The sequence below is a fragment of the Citrobacter sp. wls827 genome (genome assembly GCF_005280875.1).
Taxonomy (GTDB): domain Bacteria; phylum Pseudomonadota; class Gammaproteobacteria; order Enterobacterales; family Enterobacteriaceae; genus Citrobacter; species Citrobacter youngae.
Map to the genome: position 1 here is coordinate 1 of NZ_SZWR01000019.1, position 16,298 is coordinate 16,298.

21 protein-coding genes, 2 tRNA genes and 3 pseudogenes are annotated in these 16,298 nt (G+C 50.7%); 3 read left to right on the plus strand and 23 right to left on the minus strand.

Annotated elements, in window-relative coordinates:
- The 10 genes and pseudogenes from FDX03_RS15310 to FDX03_RS15350 form a co-directional block, all read right to left on the minus strand.
- A pseudogene (locus tag FDX03_RS15310) lies at nt 1–349 on the minus strand (phage gp6-like head-tail connector protein); the annotation flags it as partial.
- Nucleotides 346–1,704, minus strand: a complete 1,359-nt coding sequence (locus FDX03_RS15315) for a phage portal protein (protein ID WP_137346165.1) — start codon at nt 1,702–1,704, stop codon at nt 346–348. The gene FDX03_RS15315 and the pseudogene FDX03_RS15310, both read right to left, overlap by 4 nt.
- Nucleotides 1,704–1,871, minus strand: coding sequence for a hypothetical protein (locus FDX03_RS23505; RefSeq protein ID WP_170973078.1), 168 nt, complete (start codon nt 1,869–1,871; stop codon nt 1,704–1,706). Before FDX03_RS23505 ends, FDX03_RS15315 begins: the two co-directional genes overlap by 1 nt.
- Before the next feature lie 38 nt (nt 1,872–1,909).
- Nucleotides 1,910–3,844, minus strand: a complete 1,935-nt coding sequence (locus tag FDX03_RS15320) for a phage major capsid protein (protein ID WP_137346166.1) — start codon at nt 3,842–3,844, stop codon at nt 1,910–1,912.
- Nucleotides 3,845–3,902: 58 nt separating this feature from the next.
- Nucleotides 3,903–5,561, minus strand: coding sequence for a terminase large subunit (locus tag FDX03_RS15325; protein WP_137346167.1), 1,659 nt, complete (start codon nt 5,559–5,561; stop codon nt 3,903–3,905).
- A gap of 3 nt (nt 5,562–5,564) precedes the next feature.
- Entirely contained in the window at nt 5,565–6,077 is a 513-nt protein-coding gene (locus tag FDX03_RS15330) for a terminase small subunit (protein ID WP_137346168.1), read from the minus strand.
- A 319-nt stretch (nt 6,078–6,396) separates the two neighbouring features.
- The gene (locus FDX03_RS15335; RefSeq protein ID WP_137346169.1) at nt 6,397–6,762 is read right to left on the minus strand and encodes an HNH endonuclease; all 366 of its coding nucleotides are present in this window, start codon (nt 6,760–6,762) and stop codon (nt 6,397–6,399) included.
- A 39-nt stretch (nt 6,763–6,801) separates the two neighbouring features.
- Nucleotides 6,802–7,419 carry a hypothetical protein gene (locus FDX03_RS15340; RefSeq protein WP_137346170.1) on the minus strand — a complete coding sequence of 206 codons (618 nt, stop codon included), beginning with the start codon at nt 7,417–7,419 and terminating at the stop codon, nt 6,802–6,804.
- Nucleotides 7,401–8,858 (minus strand): glycosyltransferase family 2 protein, encoded by a 1,458-nt coding sequence (locus FDX03_RS15345; protein ID WP_137346171.1) that lies wholly within the window; start codon nt 8,856–8,858, stop codon nt 7,401–7,403. The genes FDX03_RS15340 and FDX03_RS15345 overlap by 19 nt, the downstream gene beginning before the upstream one ends.
- Nucleotides 8,859–9,022: 164 nt before the next feature.
- Complete coding sequence (locus FDX03_RS15350; RefSeq protein ID WP_137346172.1) at nt 9,023–9,262, minus strand: hypothetical protein; 240 nt, start codon at nt 9,260–9,262, stop codon at nt 9,023–9,025.
- A gap of 240 nt (nt 9,263–9,502) precedes the next feature.
- Between FDX03_RS15350 and FDX03_RS23840 the strand changes: the two genes are divergently transcribed.
- Nucleotides 9,503–9,631 carry a hypothetical protein gene (locus tag FDX03_RS23840; protein WP_255562039.1) on the plus strand — a complete coding sequence of 43 codons (129 nt, stop codon included), beginning with the start codon at nt 9,503–9,505 and terminating at the stop codon, nt 9,629–9,631.
- Here the strand turns inward: FDX03_RS23840 and FDX03_RS15355 are convergent.
- Genes FDX03_RS15355 through FDX03_RS15370 form a run of 4 tightly spaced genes read right to left on the minus strand, consistent with a single transcriptional unit; the run spans nt 9,624 to nt 11,161 of the window.
- Nucleotides 9,624–9,854 carry a hypothetical protein gene (locus FDX03_RS15355; RefSeq protein WP_137346173.1) on the minus strand — a complete coding sequence of 77 codons (231 nt, stop codon included), beginning with the start codon at nt 9,852–9,854 and terminating at the stop codon, nt 9,624–9,626. The genes FDX03_RS23840 and FDX03_RS15355 overlap by 8 nt on opposite strands.
- Nucleotides 9,851–10,366: a DUF2514 domain-containing protein gene (locus FDX03_RS15360; protein ID WP_137346174.1), complete on the minus strand. Its 516-nt coding sequence runs from the start codon at nt 10,364–10,366 to the stop codon at nt 9,851–9,853. Before FDX03_RS15360 ends, FDX03_RS15355 begins: the two co-directional genes overlap by 4 nt.
- Entirely contained in the window at nt 10,363–10,911 is a 549-nt protein-coding gene (locus FDX03_RS15365; protein ID WP_137346175.1) for a lysozyme, read from the minus strand. Before FDX03_RS15365 ends, FDX03_RS15360 begins: the two co-directional genes overlap by 4 nt.
- Complete coding sequence (locus tag FDX03_RS15370; RefSeq protein ID WP_072025529.1) at nt 10,883–11,161, minus strand: phage holin; 279 nt, start codon at nt 11,159–11,161, stop codon at nt 10,883–10,885. The genes FDX03_RS15365 and FDX03_RS15370 overlap by 29 nt, the downstream gene beginning before the upstream one ends.
- Before the next feature lie 214 nt (nt 11,162–11,375).
- Here FDX03_RS15370 and FDX03_RS15375 point away from each other — a divergent pair, with 214 nt between their 5' ends.
- On the plus strand, nt 11,376–11,918 hold the full coding sequence (locus tag FDX03_RS15375; RefSeq protein ID WP_137346176.1) for a DUF6037 family protein: 543 nt from the start codon (nt 11,376–11,378) through the stop codon (nt 11,916–11,918).
- Nucleotides 11,919–12,010: 92 nt separating this feature from the next.
- Here the strand turns inward: FDX03_RS15375 and FDX03_RS15380 are convergent.
- The 4 genes and pseudogenes from FDX03_RS15380 to FDX03_RS15395 form a co-directional block, all read right to left on the minus strand.
- Nucleotides 12,011–12,084 (minus strand) — tRNA-Gly (locus FDX03_RS15380).
- A gap of 1 nt (nt 12,085) precedes the next feature.
- Nucleotides 12,086–12,162: transfer RNA gene (locus FDX03_RS15385), tRNA-Arg, on the minus strand.
- 31 nt (nt 12,163–12,193) lie between these two features.
- Nucleotides 12,194–12,388: pseudogene (locus FDX03_RS15390) on the minus strand (putative holin); the annotation flags it as partial.
- A 158-nt stretch (nt 12,389–12,546) separates the two neighbouring features.
- Nucleotides 12,547–12,735, minus strand: a complete 189-nt coding sequence (locus FDX03_RS15395; RefSeq protein WP_137346177.1) for a hypothetical protein — start codon at nt 12,733–12,735, stop codon at nt 12,547–12,549.
- A 704-nt stretch (nt 12,736–13,439) separates the two neighbouring features.
- On the opposite strand from FDX03_RS15395, the pseudogene FDX03_RS23870 reads away from it, so the two are divergent.
- Nucleotides 13,440–13,653: pseudogene (locus tag FDX03_RS23870) on the plus strand (KTSC domain-containing protein).
- Between the two features lie 342 nt (nt 13,654–13,995).
- Here FDX03_RS23870 and FDX03_RS15405 read toward each other — a convergent pair.
- The 5 genes from FDX03_RS15405 to FDX03_RS15425 form a co-directional block, all read right to left on the minus strand.
- On the minus strand, nt 13,996–14,595 hold the full coding sequence (locus FDX03_RS15405) for a hypothetical protein (RefSeq protein WP_137346178.1): 600 nt from the start codon (nt 14,593–14,595) through the stop codon (nt 13,996–13,998).
- On the minus strand, nt 14,592–14,951 hold the full coding sequence (locus FDX03_RS15410; protein WP_137346179.1) for a RusA family crossover junction endodeoxyribonuclease: 360 nt from the start codon (nt 14,949–14,951) through the stop codon (nt 14,592–14,594). Before FDX03_RS15410 ends, FDX03_RS15405 begins: the two co-directional genes overlap by 4 nt.
- The gene (locus tag FDX03_RS15415) at nt 14,944–15,252 is read right to left on the minus strand and encodes a Ref family recombination enhancement nuclease (protein WP_137346180.1); all 309 of its coding nucleotides are present in this window, start codon (nt 15,250–15,252) and stop codon (nt 14,944–14,946) included. Before FDX03_RS15415 ends, FDX03_RS15410 begins: the two co-directional genes overlap by 8 nt.
- A gap of 145 nt (nt 15,253–15,397) precedes the next feature.
- Nucleotides 15,398–15,580, minus strand: a complete 183-nt coding sequence (locus tag FDX03_RS15420; RefSeq protein ID WP_137346181.1) for a hypothetical protein — start codon at nt 15,578–15,580, stop codon at nt 15,398–15,400.
- 122 nt (nt 15,581–15,702) lie between these two features.
- Nucleotides 15,703–15,939, minus strand: a complete 237-nt coding sequence (locus FDX03_RS15425) for a DinI-like family protein (protein WP_137346182.1) — start codon at nt 15,937–15,939, stop codon at nt 15,703–15,705.
- Between the last annotated feature and the right edge of the window lie 359 nt (nt 15,940–16,298).

Sequence of the window (16,298 nt, forward strand, 5' to 3'; positions counted from 1 at the left end):
TGCTGACCAGCTCCGCCAGAACAGGGAGAATCTCCTCCACTGTCACGCTTTTGCCGTCCTGCGGTACAGGCAGGGCGGACACCGCCTCGCTGACCATAGCGCCGATATCTGGCAATTCAGGAGCCTCAGGAACCGGAAGAGATACCACTGCATCGGCCAGCAGCGTGGTAAAGTCAGGTGCCGGAGTATCCTTCAGTGCCATGACCTCCAGTGAGAGCTGTTTAAGCTGCTCTTCCGTTGTTCGCTGATAGTCACTGAGGCTTTTTATGAAAGACTCGCGAAGTTCGCCAAGCGCAAGAGAAAATTCCTCTCCAAGAGCCCTGATAAGGGAAAGTTCACGTTCATTCATTTGGTTAACAATCCTCTCAGCATGGCTTTTGCCGCTGTCAGTTCAGTTTCAGACATAGATTTCCCTTCCGCATCGTCAGGCGTGGTATGGCTGCCGGTACCGGATTTGGCAAACGGATCATCAGAAGCGTCACGCCGCGCCAGTGCCTCAAGACTGAAGTTCTGCTGCTGAAGATACAGCGCATCGCCTCCGGGTAAGGGAGGAAGGTTTTCACTCCGTCGCGCCTCATTTGGCGTCAGGATGGTATTTTTCACACCCTCGCCGAGTGATTTGATACGGCGTTCGCTGTCCATACGCAGCAGCGCATTCACATCAAATTCAGTACCTGAATCCCCCTCAAGCCCGAAAGCCTCATCCAGAAGTAGTTCTATCGACTCAATGAGCGACTGAAGGCACTGCGAGTAATACTGCTGGTCCTGCGCTTCGATATTGTCATGAGTGGGTAATTCACCAATGCCAACCTTATAGGCCGGGACATGAAAGACAGAACAGATGATCTGCGCCGTCATGCTTAACTGCTCAACAGTCTGCGCATCAACGGCTGATACCGTTGTCGGGTTATACTTCGCGCCATTGCTCAGAATGGCGGTCTTACCTGAATTCTCACCGGAATAACCGGAATCCCAGTTATCCTTAATTTTTCTGGCGTTCTCTTCAGTCAGGGTACCAGGCACTTCAATCACACCGCTCGGCTTGCCACCGTTGCGGAAAAAATAGGCCGAGTTCTCCTGAATGTGATGCCCCTGCATCGCCGCCAGACCAGCAGCATAAATGGGAGACAAACCGATGAGCGGATGGAAAAGGCAGTTGAAGCGATCGTGTATCACCTCGCGCGCCGGGACGGTAACTTCCGATTCAATTCCGGTCATATTGTCAGGGTTTATCTGGTAGAAGACAGAACCATCATCCGCCACCAGCGGGGTAACCTTGTTCCAGTCCAGCAGCCTGAGTTCGGTAATTTTCCCTGCGTTATTACGTATTTTTAACGCCACCGTATTTCCGTGGCATAACTTCGAGCTCATCCAGTGCTCAAAGAACTGGATCCGGTTCTGAAAGGCATTTGGCCTTTTGTACAGTGCCGGAATATCCCCTGTTTTTACTTCCTGCATGACCCCTTTTGTGTCACGGCGCATCAGCCGTGGCGTCATCTTGGCGATATCACTCGCAATCAGTGATATGCAGGCGAACACAGCATAATAAGAAAGAACGGTGTCCTGATTAATTTCAAGGTTACGCTGCCATGCCCCGGCGAATGGTTCATGCATAAAGCCGAATAATGGCGACCAGCCTCCGCGGCTGACAGGCTGCTGTAGGGCTTTTTCTTTTCCCTGTTTTCTCCGGAAAGGATTCCACATTAGCCGTTCTCCGCTTTTCGCTTGTTCTTTTTGCCACCAGTACGCGCGCCGGTGAAATATTCAGCCTTGCCAAGCAGCACCAGCACCCTTGCGCACCGATCGTCTACGGATTTTACGTCTCCCGGAACCGAATCATGGGTACGTTGCAGATATCTGATTTTTGCCATGCATTACGGCGGGGTTTCCCCCGCCCTCCTTCCGCCGTTTAGCTGCCCTGGTTGGAGCTGTAGTTCACTCCAGAAATAACCGCCACCGCTGCCGTGCGACGGCGCTTCCAGTTGATCCAGCGCTCAGCACGGATAGCCACGCTGTTGGTCTGGAACATGGAAACCAGCTCAGTTCCGGTTGGGGTGATGCTGTCGCCGGTTGGTTCGCTTTCCATTTCCAGAGAGGCTTCACGCGACATGTCCACCGCCACGCCGCCATCATCAGCCAGATAGATATCCGGTGCGTTAAGCAGCGTCAGGTTGGTGCCCGCGAACTGGGAAACGATAGCTGGAAGTCCCTGGAAGGTGCCGCCAAGCAGGGTCATTTCCGGATACATTTTCTGACCGAGAGCGTTTTTCTTCATGGACAGTGCCAGTGCGTTAGTACTGGACATGATCCATACGCCGCCCGTCGGTTGCAGGTTATTCGAAACGAACTGGGCGAAGGCCGCTTCAGCATCAGCATCCGGGTCACCGGTAGACGGAACGGCCACAATACCGTTGGTTACTGAGGCCGGAGAGACGTTAGCAACTTCAGCTTTCGCCGGGTTGATAAAGTCTGTATCCAGACGGGCAATGACCGCTTCAGCCAGGGCGTTACGCACCAGCGCATCGGCTGCCGGGTTGGAGAAGCGGATCAGTTCATCGGTCAGTACCGCGATAGCCGCCACCTTGGCAAAACTGAACGTGATCGACTCAAAGTCGAATTTGGTCAGCGGTTTGGCCTTGCCCTGCCCCACCCAGTTCGCTGAGCCGCCGGAAGTCTGCGCCGGGATACGGATGTTGAACGGAACCTGACGCAGGGCCGGGATACCACCCTGCCCGAAACGCCCGATAATGGTTTGCGGGCGGAGGAATTCAACAAAATCCAGCGCATATTCCTGATATTCAACCAGCGCACCAGCCCACTGAGGGTCGGTGGTAGTACCGGCGCCCACGGCAGCTTTCAGTACATGATGCAGTTTGGCGTCGTCAGGATACTGTTTGCGGGCGATCTCCAGCGCTTCGGAACGACTGCCGTTAGCGGCGGCCAGCGCCTTCGCAAAGCGGGCAAAGGCAATACCTTTTTCCAGCTTCTGTTCGACGCGGATGATGCCTGGCGCACCAGCCTTAACGGTAGTGACTTCGCCGTTAGCGGCTTTTGCTACCGGTTTAGCGGTCGATGCCATATTGCTTTCCATATCGCGCAGGCGTTTCAGATGCTCATCAACCGCCTTAATTTCGGTAGACGTGTCGTCGTAGCTTTCAGTTTCTTCTGCGTCAAGCGTACGGCCTTCATCAGCAGCTTTACTCATGATGTCGCTCAGTGAGGCTGCCAGCGCTGCACGCTTCGCTTCGAAGCTCTTGATTTGTTCTGCGATATTCATCGAATTCGTTCCTTTTTTGGTATTGGTTGCTGTAGCGCCAGCGGAAATGGATGATTTAACGACGGTTTTCTTATTGCCGGACGCGGCAAGAAACTTGCGATCAATTGATTTAACAGACTGAATGGAGCAATCACCGTTAGCAGGAACAGTTACAGCAGAAAGCTCATACCACTCCCACGAAATAAACCGGATGCCGCCATCGTCAATAAAGCTGTATTCAATGGGCTTAAATCCGATAGAAAGCCCACGGACAAGACCCGTTTTGATAGATGCCCACGCTTCATCAAGCCTGGCGACCAGTTGCGATGGCATATCCGCATCTGGTTTTACCAGCTTTGCTTTAATCTCGATGCCAGTGTCGGTGACATTTGCTTCTGTAACCTGGCCTATTGGCTCGTCATGCCAGTGTTGCCACAGCAGAGGTAACGGAAGAGTAAATTTCACACCGGCAGGGTCTACAATATCGCCATAGCGATCAGGTTCAGGGGTACTGGCGATGCCGGTAATCTCCCGAGAGTCCTCATTGACCGCCTTTACCTGCATCAGGCTATAGGCGCGATTATTCATTTGCTGTCCTCCAGAAACGAAAAAACCCGCCTGTGCGGGTCATTAACTGACGTGTTTGTTATACGAAAAATACCTGGTAATCTTTTTTGGTAGGTTCAGGGTTAAGGGCCATAAGGGAAACAGCGTTGAACAGCGCCATCAGGGGATCAATCTTGCCCTTGCCACTGGCCTGCTTGGTGATCAGAATGGCGTTGCCTTTCGGCTCAACTCTGGCATTACCGACACACCACGCCATCATCGGCTGACCACCATGTATCAATACGCCCTCGGCAAGCTTTCTCTCGGTGGTTTTAATCGCGCCGCCAAGTCGCCAGCCCTGGCTGACACCGACTACCGCATCAGCGGGAATTCCCGCCTCAATAAGTGCATCGAGTATCTGTCCGACCCCGGAAGGGTCAATGCCGATCTTGTCGAGCAACTCCGCTGCATGGATTCGGCTGACGTATTCGGCCACCTCTTCCGTATCCTGTCCGACGCACTTCACGATGGTCAGGTCACCGGCTCTCACGAAGTCGTGAAATCGGGACTCCTCACTTTTACGCCGGCGAACCGCTATCTCATGTGCCCATGCATGACACCAGCAGAGCCATTCTCGTGTTGCAGCGTCACGCCCGACCGCAGAAACACCCAGCAGATCATCAAGGCCGCCGCCGTCTATCCCAACGGTGATCACCTCTGATCGCCGTAGTAAGTCTTCAAAGCTGACACGCTGTGCCTGTTGCTCCCAGAAATCGACGCCCGCCCAGCGATCGGTGCGCAGGTTTAGCCCAATTTCAATATTGAGGTGCTTGGCCAGAAACTGCTGCAATGTGCCATCGGTTTTTGCCTGGTTTTTGCGAAGCTGGTCTGCTATCCATTCAGCACTGACCGAGAGCCCGATATTCGGATTAGTAATGTAGAAATTATCCGGATCGAGATAGGCCTTTCTTTCAACCATGCTTTGTGGGAACTCATAGAGAATTCCCAGCGTTTTGGGATCGTTGATTTTTCCGTCGCGTACAGAGCGCCAGTAATCAAGGCGTTCTTTGAATACGCCAGCAGGCGGCTCATCGCTTTGAGTGGTGAGGTAGATAACCCACCCTTCATTACGGGATACTTGTCCGCCCGTCGCCTCCATAAACATCGCTTCGGCATTGGCGCGTTTGCCAAAAAGCCAGAGTTCGTCGACAAGAATCCGGCCGGACTTTTTACCGGACACCGTATCAGTATCAGCGGCCACGACTTTCAGTGTGTTACGCGTCACCCGGTGCGTGATAGTGCGGATATGATCCTGTATCTGGAACATGTCGGTGAGTTCATCATCAGCGCGTATCATCCCGGCAGCAGGCTTAAAGCTGTTGTCGGCAACCTCTTTAGTCGGTGCCAGAATCAGGTGTTCTTCATCCTCTCGCCAGCACAGGATAAGTGCGGTCAGCATAATGCCCGCCGCGATTGTCGATTTGGTGTTCTTCTTCGATATCAGCAGCCCATATTCGCGAATCAGCTGGTTTCCTGTCTCAGCGTCATAACCACCGAAGATGACCTTGACGAAATCGAACACCCATTCTTCAGAACATTCTCCGAATGTGGGCTTGCCCGGCAGGTCAGAAACCCGCAGCTCCCGGAAGATACGCAGCGCCTGCGCCGCTTGATCAGGAAAAATGGGCGGCGGAATGATGGATTCACCGGCGACCAGGCGCGCTTCCCAGTCCGTACAGGCTGTAGACCACTGCGCCATACATCACCCCTTATTATTATTCACAACCAGTTTTGGCGGAGCCATTGAACCGAACTTACTGGCACCAGCGGCCGCTTTTGCCGCAGCATGGCGCGCATCTTTTTTCCCTGTTTCCCCCTTTTTGGGATGGATATAGGGAAGCATGGCCTTCGCCGCATCCTTTCTGACGTCAATTTCTTCGGTTGAATCGTTCATTACCGCCATAAGAAATTCGAGCGGATCATCAAAAGTCCCGGCAACAGGTGGGGCCTCTGGCGGTGTTACCGGAGCCCTGTTTTTTTCAGGGTTGTCTACCGCTGGGATGTAAACATTTTGACGGTACGTCGGTACGTCGTCTGTTTCGATGACTTCCTTTTTTTTACGTCCAATAAACGCGATGACCTCCGGGTCTTTTGCAAGCTGCGACCCCTTGGACCGTGCGGATTTCTCAGAATATCCCGCCTTTATTGCCGCATCCTTTTGAGACATACCGGACATCAGCGCGACGGCGAATTTTCGCTTTTGCGCTGTTAACATGTTTATACCCTCCAGAGGTGAATTTTTTCTGTGCGTGAGAGGGGGCGCGGTGTCCGGGGCGAAGGGGGTAAGCTCTCAACCCTCCCCCCCATCCCCTTACCTGTTCCTGGGTGGCGGTAAGACTTCGCCGGTCTCACCTTCAGGTTTCACTGGCTGGTATCCTCCACCTGGGAGCCTGCTATCAGTTTTCTTCGGCGTTCCATATCGGTTCCGCATCTCCCTGCAATGCATCCATGTAGGCTGCGCGCCTTGGCTCAGCTCAATCAGAAGAAGTGCCAGACCGACAATGAAGATCAATACCAACCACCCCATATTCGCCTCATATAATAGTTATTGAATCGTTGTCATTAGTGGCCACAGCATGCTTCATTGCTTCCTCATCAGGCTGTCCCGTCGAGGCTTCACGAGCTGACTTACCCGAGTGGCAATCGATGCAAAGCGTCCACAGATTGGACTCATCGTTATCACCGCCAAACTGTAACGCCACACGGTGATCCAGTTCGCTGTCATGCAGGCCAACGATGCGACTGCACATACAGCAGTGACCACCATCACGGACATAAATTCGGCGCTTCAGACCCACCCTGGCGCTACCACTAATGCGCCGGCTCTCACCATAGGCAGGCTTAATTCGTCGGGTGTCGATGGCTTTTAATCGTGGCTGTAATGTCTTTAGCCTGGACATGTAACCTCCATGCCTGGTGGATTATATGTATGGGAAGGATCAACATCTCAATACAGGAAACACAGCCAGTCGCCATGCGCGGCGGCGCTCTGTTCTGGGTATTAAGTCAGGGTGGCGCTCTACCGGTTCGCCGTCTGCGTGATCAACCAGCGAATAGCACGGGTAGATCACCTCGCCGCCATATGCATCACCAACGGCATAATCAGCAGGCTTACTGTTGTCCCACCGCTCCAGTACACGCTTAATATGATGCTGTGGAACGCTATAGCAGACGCCGTGAATCAGTCGCGGCAACGTGATGTAATTGGTACGCGTCTTGTCGGCCGCTATCAACCGTTCTGCTACCTGCATCTGGTACTGAGGTGGGCGGCCAGTTCCCAGATAAAAGCTCACCAGTGAATCGGGGAAGCGATCTAACCATCCAGTAATCAGAGCCACAAGGTCCGGTACGGGTAGCGCGTCATCCTCAATGATTACCACCCTACAATCCTGCTTTGAAGCCCATTCAAGCGCCCGCCGATGATTCCATGCTGCCCCATGATTGCATGGGTCGATCATCGCATGGGCTGCAGGTCCTATGTGGTATGCCAGCGCTCTCGCCTGTTGCTCTCTGGAATGATGCGCAACCACCACAAACTTCACTTGTGTTTCCACCATGCACCTTCCTTACCGACGCCCTCGGTTTTGAATACAGTGTGAACCAGAGGGCCGGTGATCAGCCTGTCAGCGAATGACTGCGCGACAATGCCGAACGCCAGCATGTCACCCACCGCGGCGCCAGCATGCTCTTTCTTCCAGAAACGATAACTCTCGATCCGGTAGTAAAGACGGATGATGCCGTGAGCGAACGCCATTACATCGGCACGAGTACCACCCAGCAGGCCCGCGTTAATCATCACATCGTTGCGATACGCCTCAATGAACTCCTGATAAATACGCTCCGGATGATTCTGTTTAGCCCAGGCGTCGGCGTAGGTCTTCGGTTCTGAACCGACATAAACCCTTCCTGGCTGCATTTCACCCCACGGCTCGCGTAGCATCTCGACATCGGTGCCATCGGTACACCAGACGAACCGGTATTCTGGATGATCGCGCAGGTGCTGCCAGATGTGCAGCCAGCGCCGAAAATAGACGTTCATTGCGACATCAGGAACTGTCACTAGTAGAGCGCCACCGGGAGCGGAGGTTAGCTGGTCGGCCAGCACTATGGCATCAGCACCCCGGATTGATTTAGCCCAGGTGGTCAGCGCCGTCGGGTCAGGCTGCATTCTGCTACCGCGCTGCGGGTCAGGCTGGCTGGTAAGTAATGTTGTTATTACCACGTCGCGCTGCTGCCGGTATTCAACGTAACCGGTAAATCCAGTATCGCGCCGTTCGTTGTGGATCTTAACGTTACGTTCCACCAGCGCCTGACGGTCTGGCCTCGGTACCGAACGCTCTACGGCCTCGTGCTCATCGAGAGAATGAATCAGCTTTTCTGAACCGACGACGTCAGCGTAAGCCCACGTCGTCAGGCCAGCGTTATGAATTCGCAGGGCGAGGTCACTGTGTTCGTACATGCCACGACCATAAATCGGATCGAATCCGCCCACCTTCTCAATGGCGCTGCGGTGGTAATAGAGCATCACGCCGCGCTGCCCGGTGTACGCCACATGCTGATCGTCACGGTAAAGCACCGAAAGGTCGTTCAGCTTATTGCGTCCAGCCAGATCCAGAAACTGGTAAGCCAGGTGCGGCTCAGGTGATTCGATGTAGGGAAGATGCCAGTTATCAGCGATGGGCCAAGCATCATCATCCCATAAAAAAAAATGCTCGCACCTGGCATCCATTAGGGCTGACAGACTGGCGTTCTTCGAAGCAACAATGCCGAGTGATGTTTCGTGGCGAAGCAACTGCACTCCGTCAGGCACTGCCGCTGCAGGTTTTGAACCATCATCGATAACAACCACCAACGCGCCGGCTGGCAGGTGCTTCAGGTGCTGTTCGAGTGCACGTTTTAAAACTTCGGAGCGCTGATGTGTCGAAATGGCAATACCGATCCGCGATGAAATTGCGCAGGCGGGTGCATACGAGACACCATTAATAGTGACCTGCATTTGATTTTCCTTTTAGGCGTGAGTCTGTCGCACGGCAAAGCCGCCAAAAGTTAACGGATTACCCAAGCTCACTACTGAAATACACTCTTTGATGTGCGCGTGCGATGCGCAATAAAAAGCCCCGCTTATAGCGAGGCTCAAAGTTATGCACATGACACTAGCAATCAAATTGGGATGGGTTTAAATCGTTGGATGGCGTCTTCCACGTCAGGCATCAAAGGCTCACGCCCATGGTGACCAACCAGATACATCTCGCCATTGTCTGAGATGTACTCATTAATAATGAAGACAACTTCACCAAGAGGAAAGGTTTTGTCTGGGGTGTAACGGATTTCACGACGACCATCTTCAATTTCATATACCTCGCCATTACGTCCTTCACCAAATAGCATTACATCCTGCATAAATATCCCCACATGTAGAAAATCTATCCAGACATTATCACAGGCACTCAGTGAATGCCTGCGGTGCGGATTAACACAGCCTTGTTCAAACTAAGTGAAACCATTTCCATATCTCCAGTAATGAATCTTTTATAGAGTCGCAATCTTTACGACTAACTAATGGAAAGGCCTATTGGGCCCTACAACAGGATGGCTGCAACTCGTGGTCATCTCCGATAGCTAATTTCAAGGATATAAAAAATGATTGATCCAACTTTAATTGCTTTACTTATTGCTCTAGCCCCCTTTGCCTCCCCAGTAATTGACTTGCTTATGGAGTGGGCCAGACTGGAGCTAAAAGAGCGATATACCCGTAAAAAACTCAAGTAATAGTTACCCCAAGCACCTTAAGTTTTTTTCTCTTCTGGTCAATCCTACTATCAAGCACAGCCACTGCATGTGGGCACATGGCATCAAGAAAGGCTTTATCCTGATAGGTGGACTGGATTGTCACACCAAGCCAGGCACCACTTTCCAGCATGCCTTTCTGCCGCTGTAGCTCTCTCATCTCGTTATTTAGGTAATACGCTTCACCTAGGTTCTCTACGTTCATTGTGCCGCCTTATAGTTATTTGACTGTCTCACCGAGTCGTAAATGCGTTCACACGTCATCCCGGCGGCATAGCGTTCGTCAGCGATTGCAGCATATCGTTTAGCTTCTGCTGCAATATCTCCGAGCATGTTGGCGAGCATTCCGGCGCTGACGTCGGTTGTTTTGCTTCTGACGGTAGCGGCAAGATCTGCGGTGTGCTTTGCAGCGTCCAGGCGGGCGGCAAGCTTTGTTGCTTCGGTGCGCAGCTGGCTAACAGTAGCAGACAGACCAGCAGCAGTGGCAGCTGATTTAGCGGCTTGTGCTTGTGCATCTTTTACAGCCTCATCACGGGCAATAATGCGCCCTTGTTCAATCATGCGGGCTGCGGTATGCGCGTTCGCTGTTTGCGATGATTCCGCGCTGTCACGTTCCGCCCACTTTTTTTCCCACCCGCGACTGCTCCATACACTGCCGGCGATGAATGCGACGACCACCAGCAGCGAAATAACAATGAACTGATAGCGTAGACTCACTGGTCTATCCCCCAGCACGCCAGCGCGCTTTCCTGGTCCCGTCTTTCTACCTGCCCATAGCAGCCATTTTTCTGGCCTTTGGTCAGGCGACAATCTCGACCACCATCTTTAATCCACCAGCGGATCGCTTCACAGGCGCCTTCACGGTCGCCAGTATTTATTCGCTTATAAAACGTAGACGGGAAACATTTTCCGGGGCCGATGTTATATGGGCAGAAAGAAGCGATACCCGCTTTCTGCGGTTCGGTCAGTGGTACTTTGATATTTCGCTCAACCCACGCCAGCGCCTTGTCGCGTTCAATGGCGTTTACCAGGGCGCATTTCTCAGCTGACAGCTTCATGCCCTGAACTACCGGCCTGCCATCAACCATTGTGGCACCACGACAAATCGTCCAGAGTCCGCCGCCGTCGCGATACGCCTGCTCGCTATTCCCCTCTTTCTCATCCAGAAACTGATCGAGAATAACGGGCGCGGAAGCCCCGGCAAGAATCAAACTAACGACCGCTGCGCTCAGTTTATTCTTCAGCTTTGGTGACATTGCCATTAAGCCGGTCCTCCCTTTCCTTTTGCCTGTAGTACCAGTTCACTGCACAGGTAATAACGGTGCATGCGATACCGACAATAATTGCCCAGTCGCTCAGGCTTAACCCTGCAATTCTGTCGGCCAACATCCAGGACACCTCTTTTGCTGTTTTAGCGGTTTCGGCATATGCCTTCGCTGATACACCGCAGCCGGCAAGCGTGGTTCCTGATCCATATGAAAGTCTGCTGTAAATGGTGCTCATTCTGGTCATAGCCCTACCTCCGACTTTTCGGATGGCATTGTGTGTGATTAAAGGGTCAGGCTTCACGGGCTGGATGTATCAACAAAGCGCGTTGCGGATGACTTCAGTGAGCCTGAAAAGAGGTGAAGCGACGAAAATCATTTTAAGCAGAGTGATATTCATCTAATAATTGCACGTTCAAACAGAGTAACCTGTTAAATTCGCTAGAAATTGAGGAAAGATAATGATCGTCAATCAGTTAAAAACTCTACATAAGAACATGCTCACACAGGGTATTACACGAACTCAGTTTCAATATATGCATAATCATTTAACATTTGATGTACTGTTCATTGCAGAGGAAAATTTCGAGTTGCTATTTGGTGCTGTTGGGCATAACTGTAGCTTTTTTGTCAAAGTTCAAAAAGGCTATGATCTGGTACCAATAATTAGACCAGAGTCAGCCTTTTTATGCCTGATAAAATTACTTAAGCTGACGTCGGATCCTACCAATCGTTTTAGTGCTAAAGCATTTTTCCAAGACTTCGCTTTGAAGATCCCTGAAACAGTCAAAGCACGAAATAGCACACTACCATCTTCCCTTACCCCAGAGATTGATGAGGCAGACAAAGTCGTATTTCTTGGATGGCGTAATAATGGAGAGAGTGGCGGCCACGTAACAGAACCTAATCTACGAAAGACTCTCAATGCTTTCGGAAAGGACATCCATGAGTTCTGTAAGATAAGAAACATCAGTAGTCGATGGTCGCCAAAAAAAGACAAATAAAACATCATTGCAAGAAGTCGCGCCCATCCAAAAATGGGGAGCTTTTCAGTCACTCAGGGCCATCCCATCATCACAGACCGAAAAGCTTTAACTGGAGCGGGCAGCAGGAATCGAACCTGCTCATCAGCTTGGAAGGGTGAGGTAATAGCCATTATACGATGCCCGCATGGTTCGCCACCGAGGGCTCGAACCTCGCACCGTCAACTTAGATGGTTGATGCTCTATCCCGATGAGCTAGTGACGGCTGGTGGACCTTGCTGGACTTGAACCAGCGACCCGGCGATGTAGGACACGACAAAATACGCCAGCCGGCGCGCTGCACTCAGGTCCGCGGCGGTTGCAATGTAAAATACAGCTCCGGCAAATGCGCCAAACACCACGCCGTAATCGGTTCCGGACAGAAATCCATAGACACTGGCACCCGTCAGGACACCACCAGCCAGCCCAGTACCGGAAATCGGATCGGACATTTAGCCCCCTCTTAATTGCTGTGAGTCCTCTCAGGAATGAGGGGAAATAGGCTCAGCTTCACGGGCTGGATTTATCAACAAAGCACGTAGCGGATGATTCCCGTGAGCCTGAAATGAAAAAGGCCACCATGCGGCAGCCTCAAAGTAAGTAGGATTGTTTACATAGGTGGGGTGAGAGGACCTTCTAACACCTCTGCTTCACCGTTATGGCATATGTCATCGTCTCTGGTCAGATGCCAGACACCTGTGATTGTTTTACCCGTTTCCAGATCATCAACAATGTCGTTCGTGTAATACGCCACCTGAACAACACCGATATGCTGAATCCAGTAATACCCTTCCTTCATACATTCCTCCGCGATACTAAGCAGGTAGTATAGAGCGGAGCAGATTATGCAGCGTTGCAAGAAACCACAACTCATTGTTTGCTATCCACGGGGCTAGTTCTGGTCATAGCCTCTTCAGATGGCATTATCAGGTGCGATGTAATAACTCTACTGATGAGCCTCTTTATAGTGCGATTGCACTTCCGGAGTGCATCTAACGTCACAAGCCCATCATAACAAATTGATTTTATTCACCTCTAGAATGGTTCATTTATTGCATAAGGAACATAACAAAATGGAACCAGAGGGATGAAAGATGACAAATACATTTTTTTACCACGTACAATACTGGGGTTATCTTGCAGTTCTAGTATTACTGTATCAGGTAATATTCAATTGAATGAAACTCATGAGCCTAAAATGAAACAGGCTCGTTCGGATGAGCGAGTCTGAGATTAGAAATTTAGCATTATAAGAAATGAGTGTGGTGCCGGGTGCCTCCCGGTGAGACTGCCCCGGACAGCATGCCTCGCGTGCATATTGCGTCAAAGGGATATTGACTTTACCGGACGCCCCGCCGCACAGGGGGATTCACCACTAAAATAACATACCTTCGGCTCATCCCTGCGTCAAAACAATCGACATAACATTCATGTAATTACCCATGAAGAATATCTGCGGGTGTACAATAAGGAACCGATTAAAAAGAACAACAAGGAGGTAAAATGCGCCATCAGATAGTTATGTCATCTAAAATAAAATCCATAGGTTATTATCCTTCAGAAAAAAATTCTGGAGATTGCATTTACTAATTCTGGAACTTATCAGTACATTGGAGTTTCAGCCAAAATTTACAATACCTTTTTAGAGGCTAAATCCAAGGGGCGTTTCTTTGATGGTGTTATCAAAGATAAATACCTTTGCAGAAAAATTGGGTAAGTCAGGGTAAATATACCGTATTAGGTGTTGTTTTAATTTTCGACACCTGGCTCCAGAGATGATAAAGCCCGCGAAATGGCATGCTTTTATCTTTTCTAAGGTTAGACCGACGATGTGACAGGGGTACTTTGCCGTAGCAAGTTCGCGAATACCCCTGTCGTATCGCCGGAAAGCAAAAACCCCGCGCTGGCGGGGTTCTCGTTATATTCAAATTGTTCGCTTTTCGTCGCTGCCATCGTGGCGCAGCTCTGCCAAGCATGAATGGATTATCTGATTTTCTGGCCCGTTTTCAACACCATTACCAAAAAATAGCACTAATAGCTAAAATTGATTTCAGTTAGTCTATTCAGATAACAGTTTGCGCGCTTCCAGAAAGACCTTTGCTCTAAATATTTCCAGACACCAACGCACGCGCTTTCTCGCCTCCCCATCAGTTAACCATGGCGCAATCACCTGCAGTTCCCGGGTTATGTCTGAGATTTTTTTTCGGGTGGTGTAATACTGAAGACCAACAACATAAACCGGATCATTTATATCCAGCGCCCGCAGCACGCATTGCTCAACAAAATCGACATCATCATTATGCAGGGCTTCATCAATTACGCTGGCAGGTGACTGGGGCCAGAGAATGCTATGTGCCCTGTTCATTGCCTGCTGTCCACGGAAACCCTCTTCACGAGCCTGATTCAATGCTGTGGTGAAGCGCTCCAGTGCCTTTTCTGACCAGTTCCGTCCCTTAAGCACATTCCAGCACGCATGGCCTCGCGGCATACGGGGGGCAGTTTTTCCTCCCACACCCTCACCCCATGTAGTGAGCAGGGATTTAATCCATCCGGACTGGATCCCCGTCAGGAGAATGCATTTACCCAGCCAGCTTTTACGCGGCGCAGCTGCTGCTTTTTCAAATGCTGACTGCTGTAGTCTGCGTTGGCGTGGCGTCATGCTTTTAGCTCCTCAATAATTATTCTCCCGGTTTCTCCCCATAATTTTGATACCCGTGCATCCCATATATGAGCATCATTTTCGTAAATGGCGTCCATCAGGGCTTTCATCATATTGTCAAAATCAGGTTTAGCCTGGTGTGGTTTACCGTTGAACTCAGCCCGTTTCTTTTTGCTCCAGCTCGCTGGCATCGGAAGGATGAAGGTGACATGCGAGCCACTCTCCGGCAGCTCAACACCCAGCAGACGAACTTCATCACAGAAAGCACGGTAACGCAGAACCTCTGGGCGTTTTTTCCATTTATCAGCGCGGGTCATTCTGGGCTTACCAACAGGCGTGATTTTATAATCAGGCATGAGTCGATTCCCCCAGTTCGTAGAGAACCTGCACGAGCAATTCGGTTTCAGTACCGAATTTATTTTCCCAGGACTGCCGCCCGGCATGAATGGCCACTCCATGACCGCCGGTACGATGATGGGTATGACAGAGAGGAATTACGTGAAAATTATCTGCACGAACAGACATCCCGGTACCGGAGCTACAATGATGGATTTCAGCGGGAGTGTCTCCAAGTCCTTCATTGCGGCAGACAATACAATTCAAATCGGCAACGCGGGATAAGTGGAGTTTTTCAGCTTTATTCTTTGATCTGCTCATGCTGCACCGCCAGCACGAACAAAGACACCGCTCACGAAAGAACGGTGTGATTGGGGTAATTCAGTTTTATGCGCCATCGCGTTTTCCCGGTTGGCGCAGTGTTACTCAGCAGGCTGTTCAGACCCGTGTTTGAGTATAACCCAACTTATCCTGCATCTGAAACAGGAAGACCAGCTTTCTTTCTGGCCTCTTCCAGTGCCCGCAAAGACGTAACAAATTCATCTTTACGTAAAGCGAATCCCCTCACCACACTCCCCTTCGCGAAATAAATCAGAACCGGGCCAGTGTGCTCCGGCAACCCTGGGATTAAATCATCCGGAATTTGCATGAGATGCCCCTTGTAAAGATTCCCACACCTGAATCAACCTGAATTACCTGGCAATAATCATGCGAGGCGATGCGGAAACTCGATTTAAAAAATGGCAGCAGGAGCTACCAGCTAAGGGGGTGTTAGTTAACAAACCACTCGTCTGCACTTTCCCAGGTATCCTGGAGGATTGATTCAATTTTCTTTTTATCGTCCCTGTCACCGCCAAAAACACTTAACCCATCCGATCCGGCACAGCGGATTGTAAGCCTGCAATTGTCATAGTGATTATTCAGGCGCTTAAGCAATTCTTTCTCCAATGCTGGTACCGCGCCTTTAGGAAGTTCTTTCATGCGATCAATGGTTAATTCAACTTTCATAATGGCCTCCATTGCACATACTGTGTTTTTATACAGTATACCTATGCACGAAAATGATCAACGGTTTAAGAGCACAAATTGTTAACTTTCAGTCAGTAGTAAAAAAAGAAAACCCGCCGTAGCGGTTTGAATTAGCACTGTTTTATTCTTTCTGCGGCACAATCCCGTAAGATTCGCCCTCACTAACGCCTCATCAATGATCAACTGTGTGACCATGAGGTAAAGTGTTAACCAACTTTCATTCGCCTTTTTCAATCAGCAAAGGGCTGGTTAGTGCCATAAGCGGAAGGTGACAGTTTAAGCTTTTGTTAACGGCTCAAAGTCGGGCATTAGCCTCTGGCAGGATAGAAAAGACCTGA

Coding starts and splice junctions, on each gene's coding strand:
- FDX03_RS15350 (WP_137346172.1), bottom strand. CDS start 9,262: ATGCAGGATGTAATGCTATTTGGTGAAGGACGTAATGGCGAGGTATAT.
- FDX03_RS15410 (WP_137346179.1), bottom strand. CDS start 14,951: ATGCCTGATTATAAAATCACGCCTGTTGGTAAGCCCAGAATGACCCGC.
- FDX03_RS15425 (WP_137346182.1), bottom strand. CDS start 15,939: ATGAAAGTTGAATTAACCATTGATCGCATGAAAGAACTTCCTAAAGGC.
- FDX03_RS15345 (WP_137346171.1), bottom strand. CDS start 8,858: ATGCAGGTCACTATTAATGGTGTCTCGTATGCACCCGCCTGCGCAATT.
- FDX03_RS15415 (WP_137346180.1), bottom strand. CDS start 15,252: ATGAGCAGATCAAAGAATAAAGCTGAAAAACTCCACTTATCCCGCGTT.
- FDX03_RS15420 (WP_137346181.1), bottom strand. CDS start 15,580: ATGCAAATTCCGGATGATTTAATCCCAGGGTTGCCGGAGCACACTGGC.
- FDX03_RS15340 (WP_137346170.1), bottom strand. CDS start 7,419: ATGGTGGAAACACAAGTGAAGTTTGTGGTGGTTGCGCATCATTCCAGA.
- FDX03_RS15320 (WP_137346166.1), bottom strand. CDS start 3,844: ATGAATAATCGCGCCTATAGCCTGATGCAGGTAAAGGCGGTCAATGAG.
- FDX03_RS15405 (WP_137346178.1), bottom strand. CDS start 14,595: ATGACGCCACGCCAACGCAGACTACAGCAGTCAGCATTTGAAAAAGCA.
- FDX03_RS23505 (WP_170973078.1), bottom strand. CDS start 1,871: ATGGCAAAAATCAGATATCTGCAACGTACCCATGATTCGGTTCCGGGA.
- FDX03_RS15355 (WP_137346173.1), bottom strand. CDS start 9,854: ATGAACGTAGAGAACCTAGGTGAAGCGTATTACCTAAATAACGAGATG.
- FDX03_RS15395 (WP_137346177.1), bottom strand. CDS start 12,735: ATGAAGGAAGGGTATTACTGGATTCAGCATATCGGTGTTGTTCAGGTG.
- FDX03_RS15370 (WP_072025529.1), bottom strand. CDS start 11,161: ATGACCAGAATGAGCACCATTTACAGCAGACTTTCATATGGATCAGGA.
- FDX03_RS15375 (WP_137346176.1), top strand. CDS start 11,376: ATGATCGTCAATCAGTTAAAAACTCTACATAAGAACATGCTCACACAG.
- FDX03_RS15365 (WP_137346175.1), bottom strand. CDS start 10,911: ATGGCAATGTCACCAAAGCTGAAGAATAAACTGAGCGCAGCGGTCGTT.
- FDX03_RS15315 (WP_137346165.1), bottom strand. CDS start 1,704: ATGTGGAATCCTTTCCGGAGAAAACAGGGAAAAGAAAAAGCCCTACAG.
- FDX03_RS15325 (WP_137346167.1), bottom strand. CDS start 5,561: ATGGCGCAGTGGTCTACAGCCTGTACGGACTGGGAAGCGCGCCTGGTC.
- FDX03_RS15335 (WP_137346169.1), bottom strand. CDS start 6,762: ATGTCCAGGCTAAAGACATTACAGCCACGATTAAAAGCCATCGACACC.
- FDX03_RS15330 (WP_137346168.1), bottom strand. CDS start 6,077: ATGTTAACAGCGCAAAAGCGAAAATTCGCCGTCGCGCTGATGTCCGGT.
- FDX03_RS23840 (WP_255562039.1), top strand. CDS start 9,503: ATGATTGATCCAACTTTAATTGCTTTACTTATTGCTCTAGCCCCCTTT.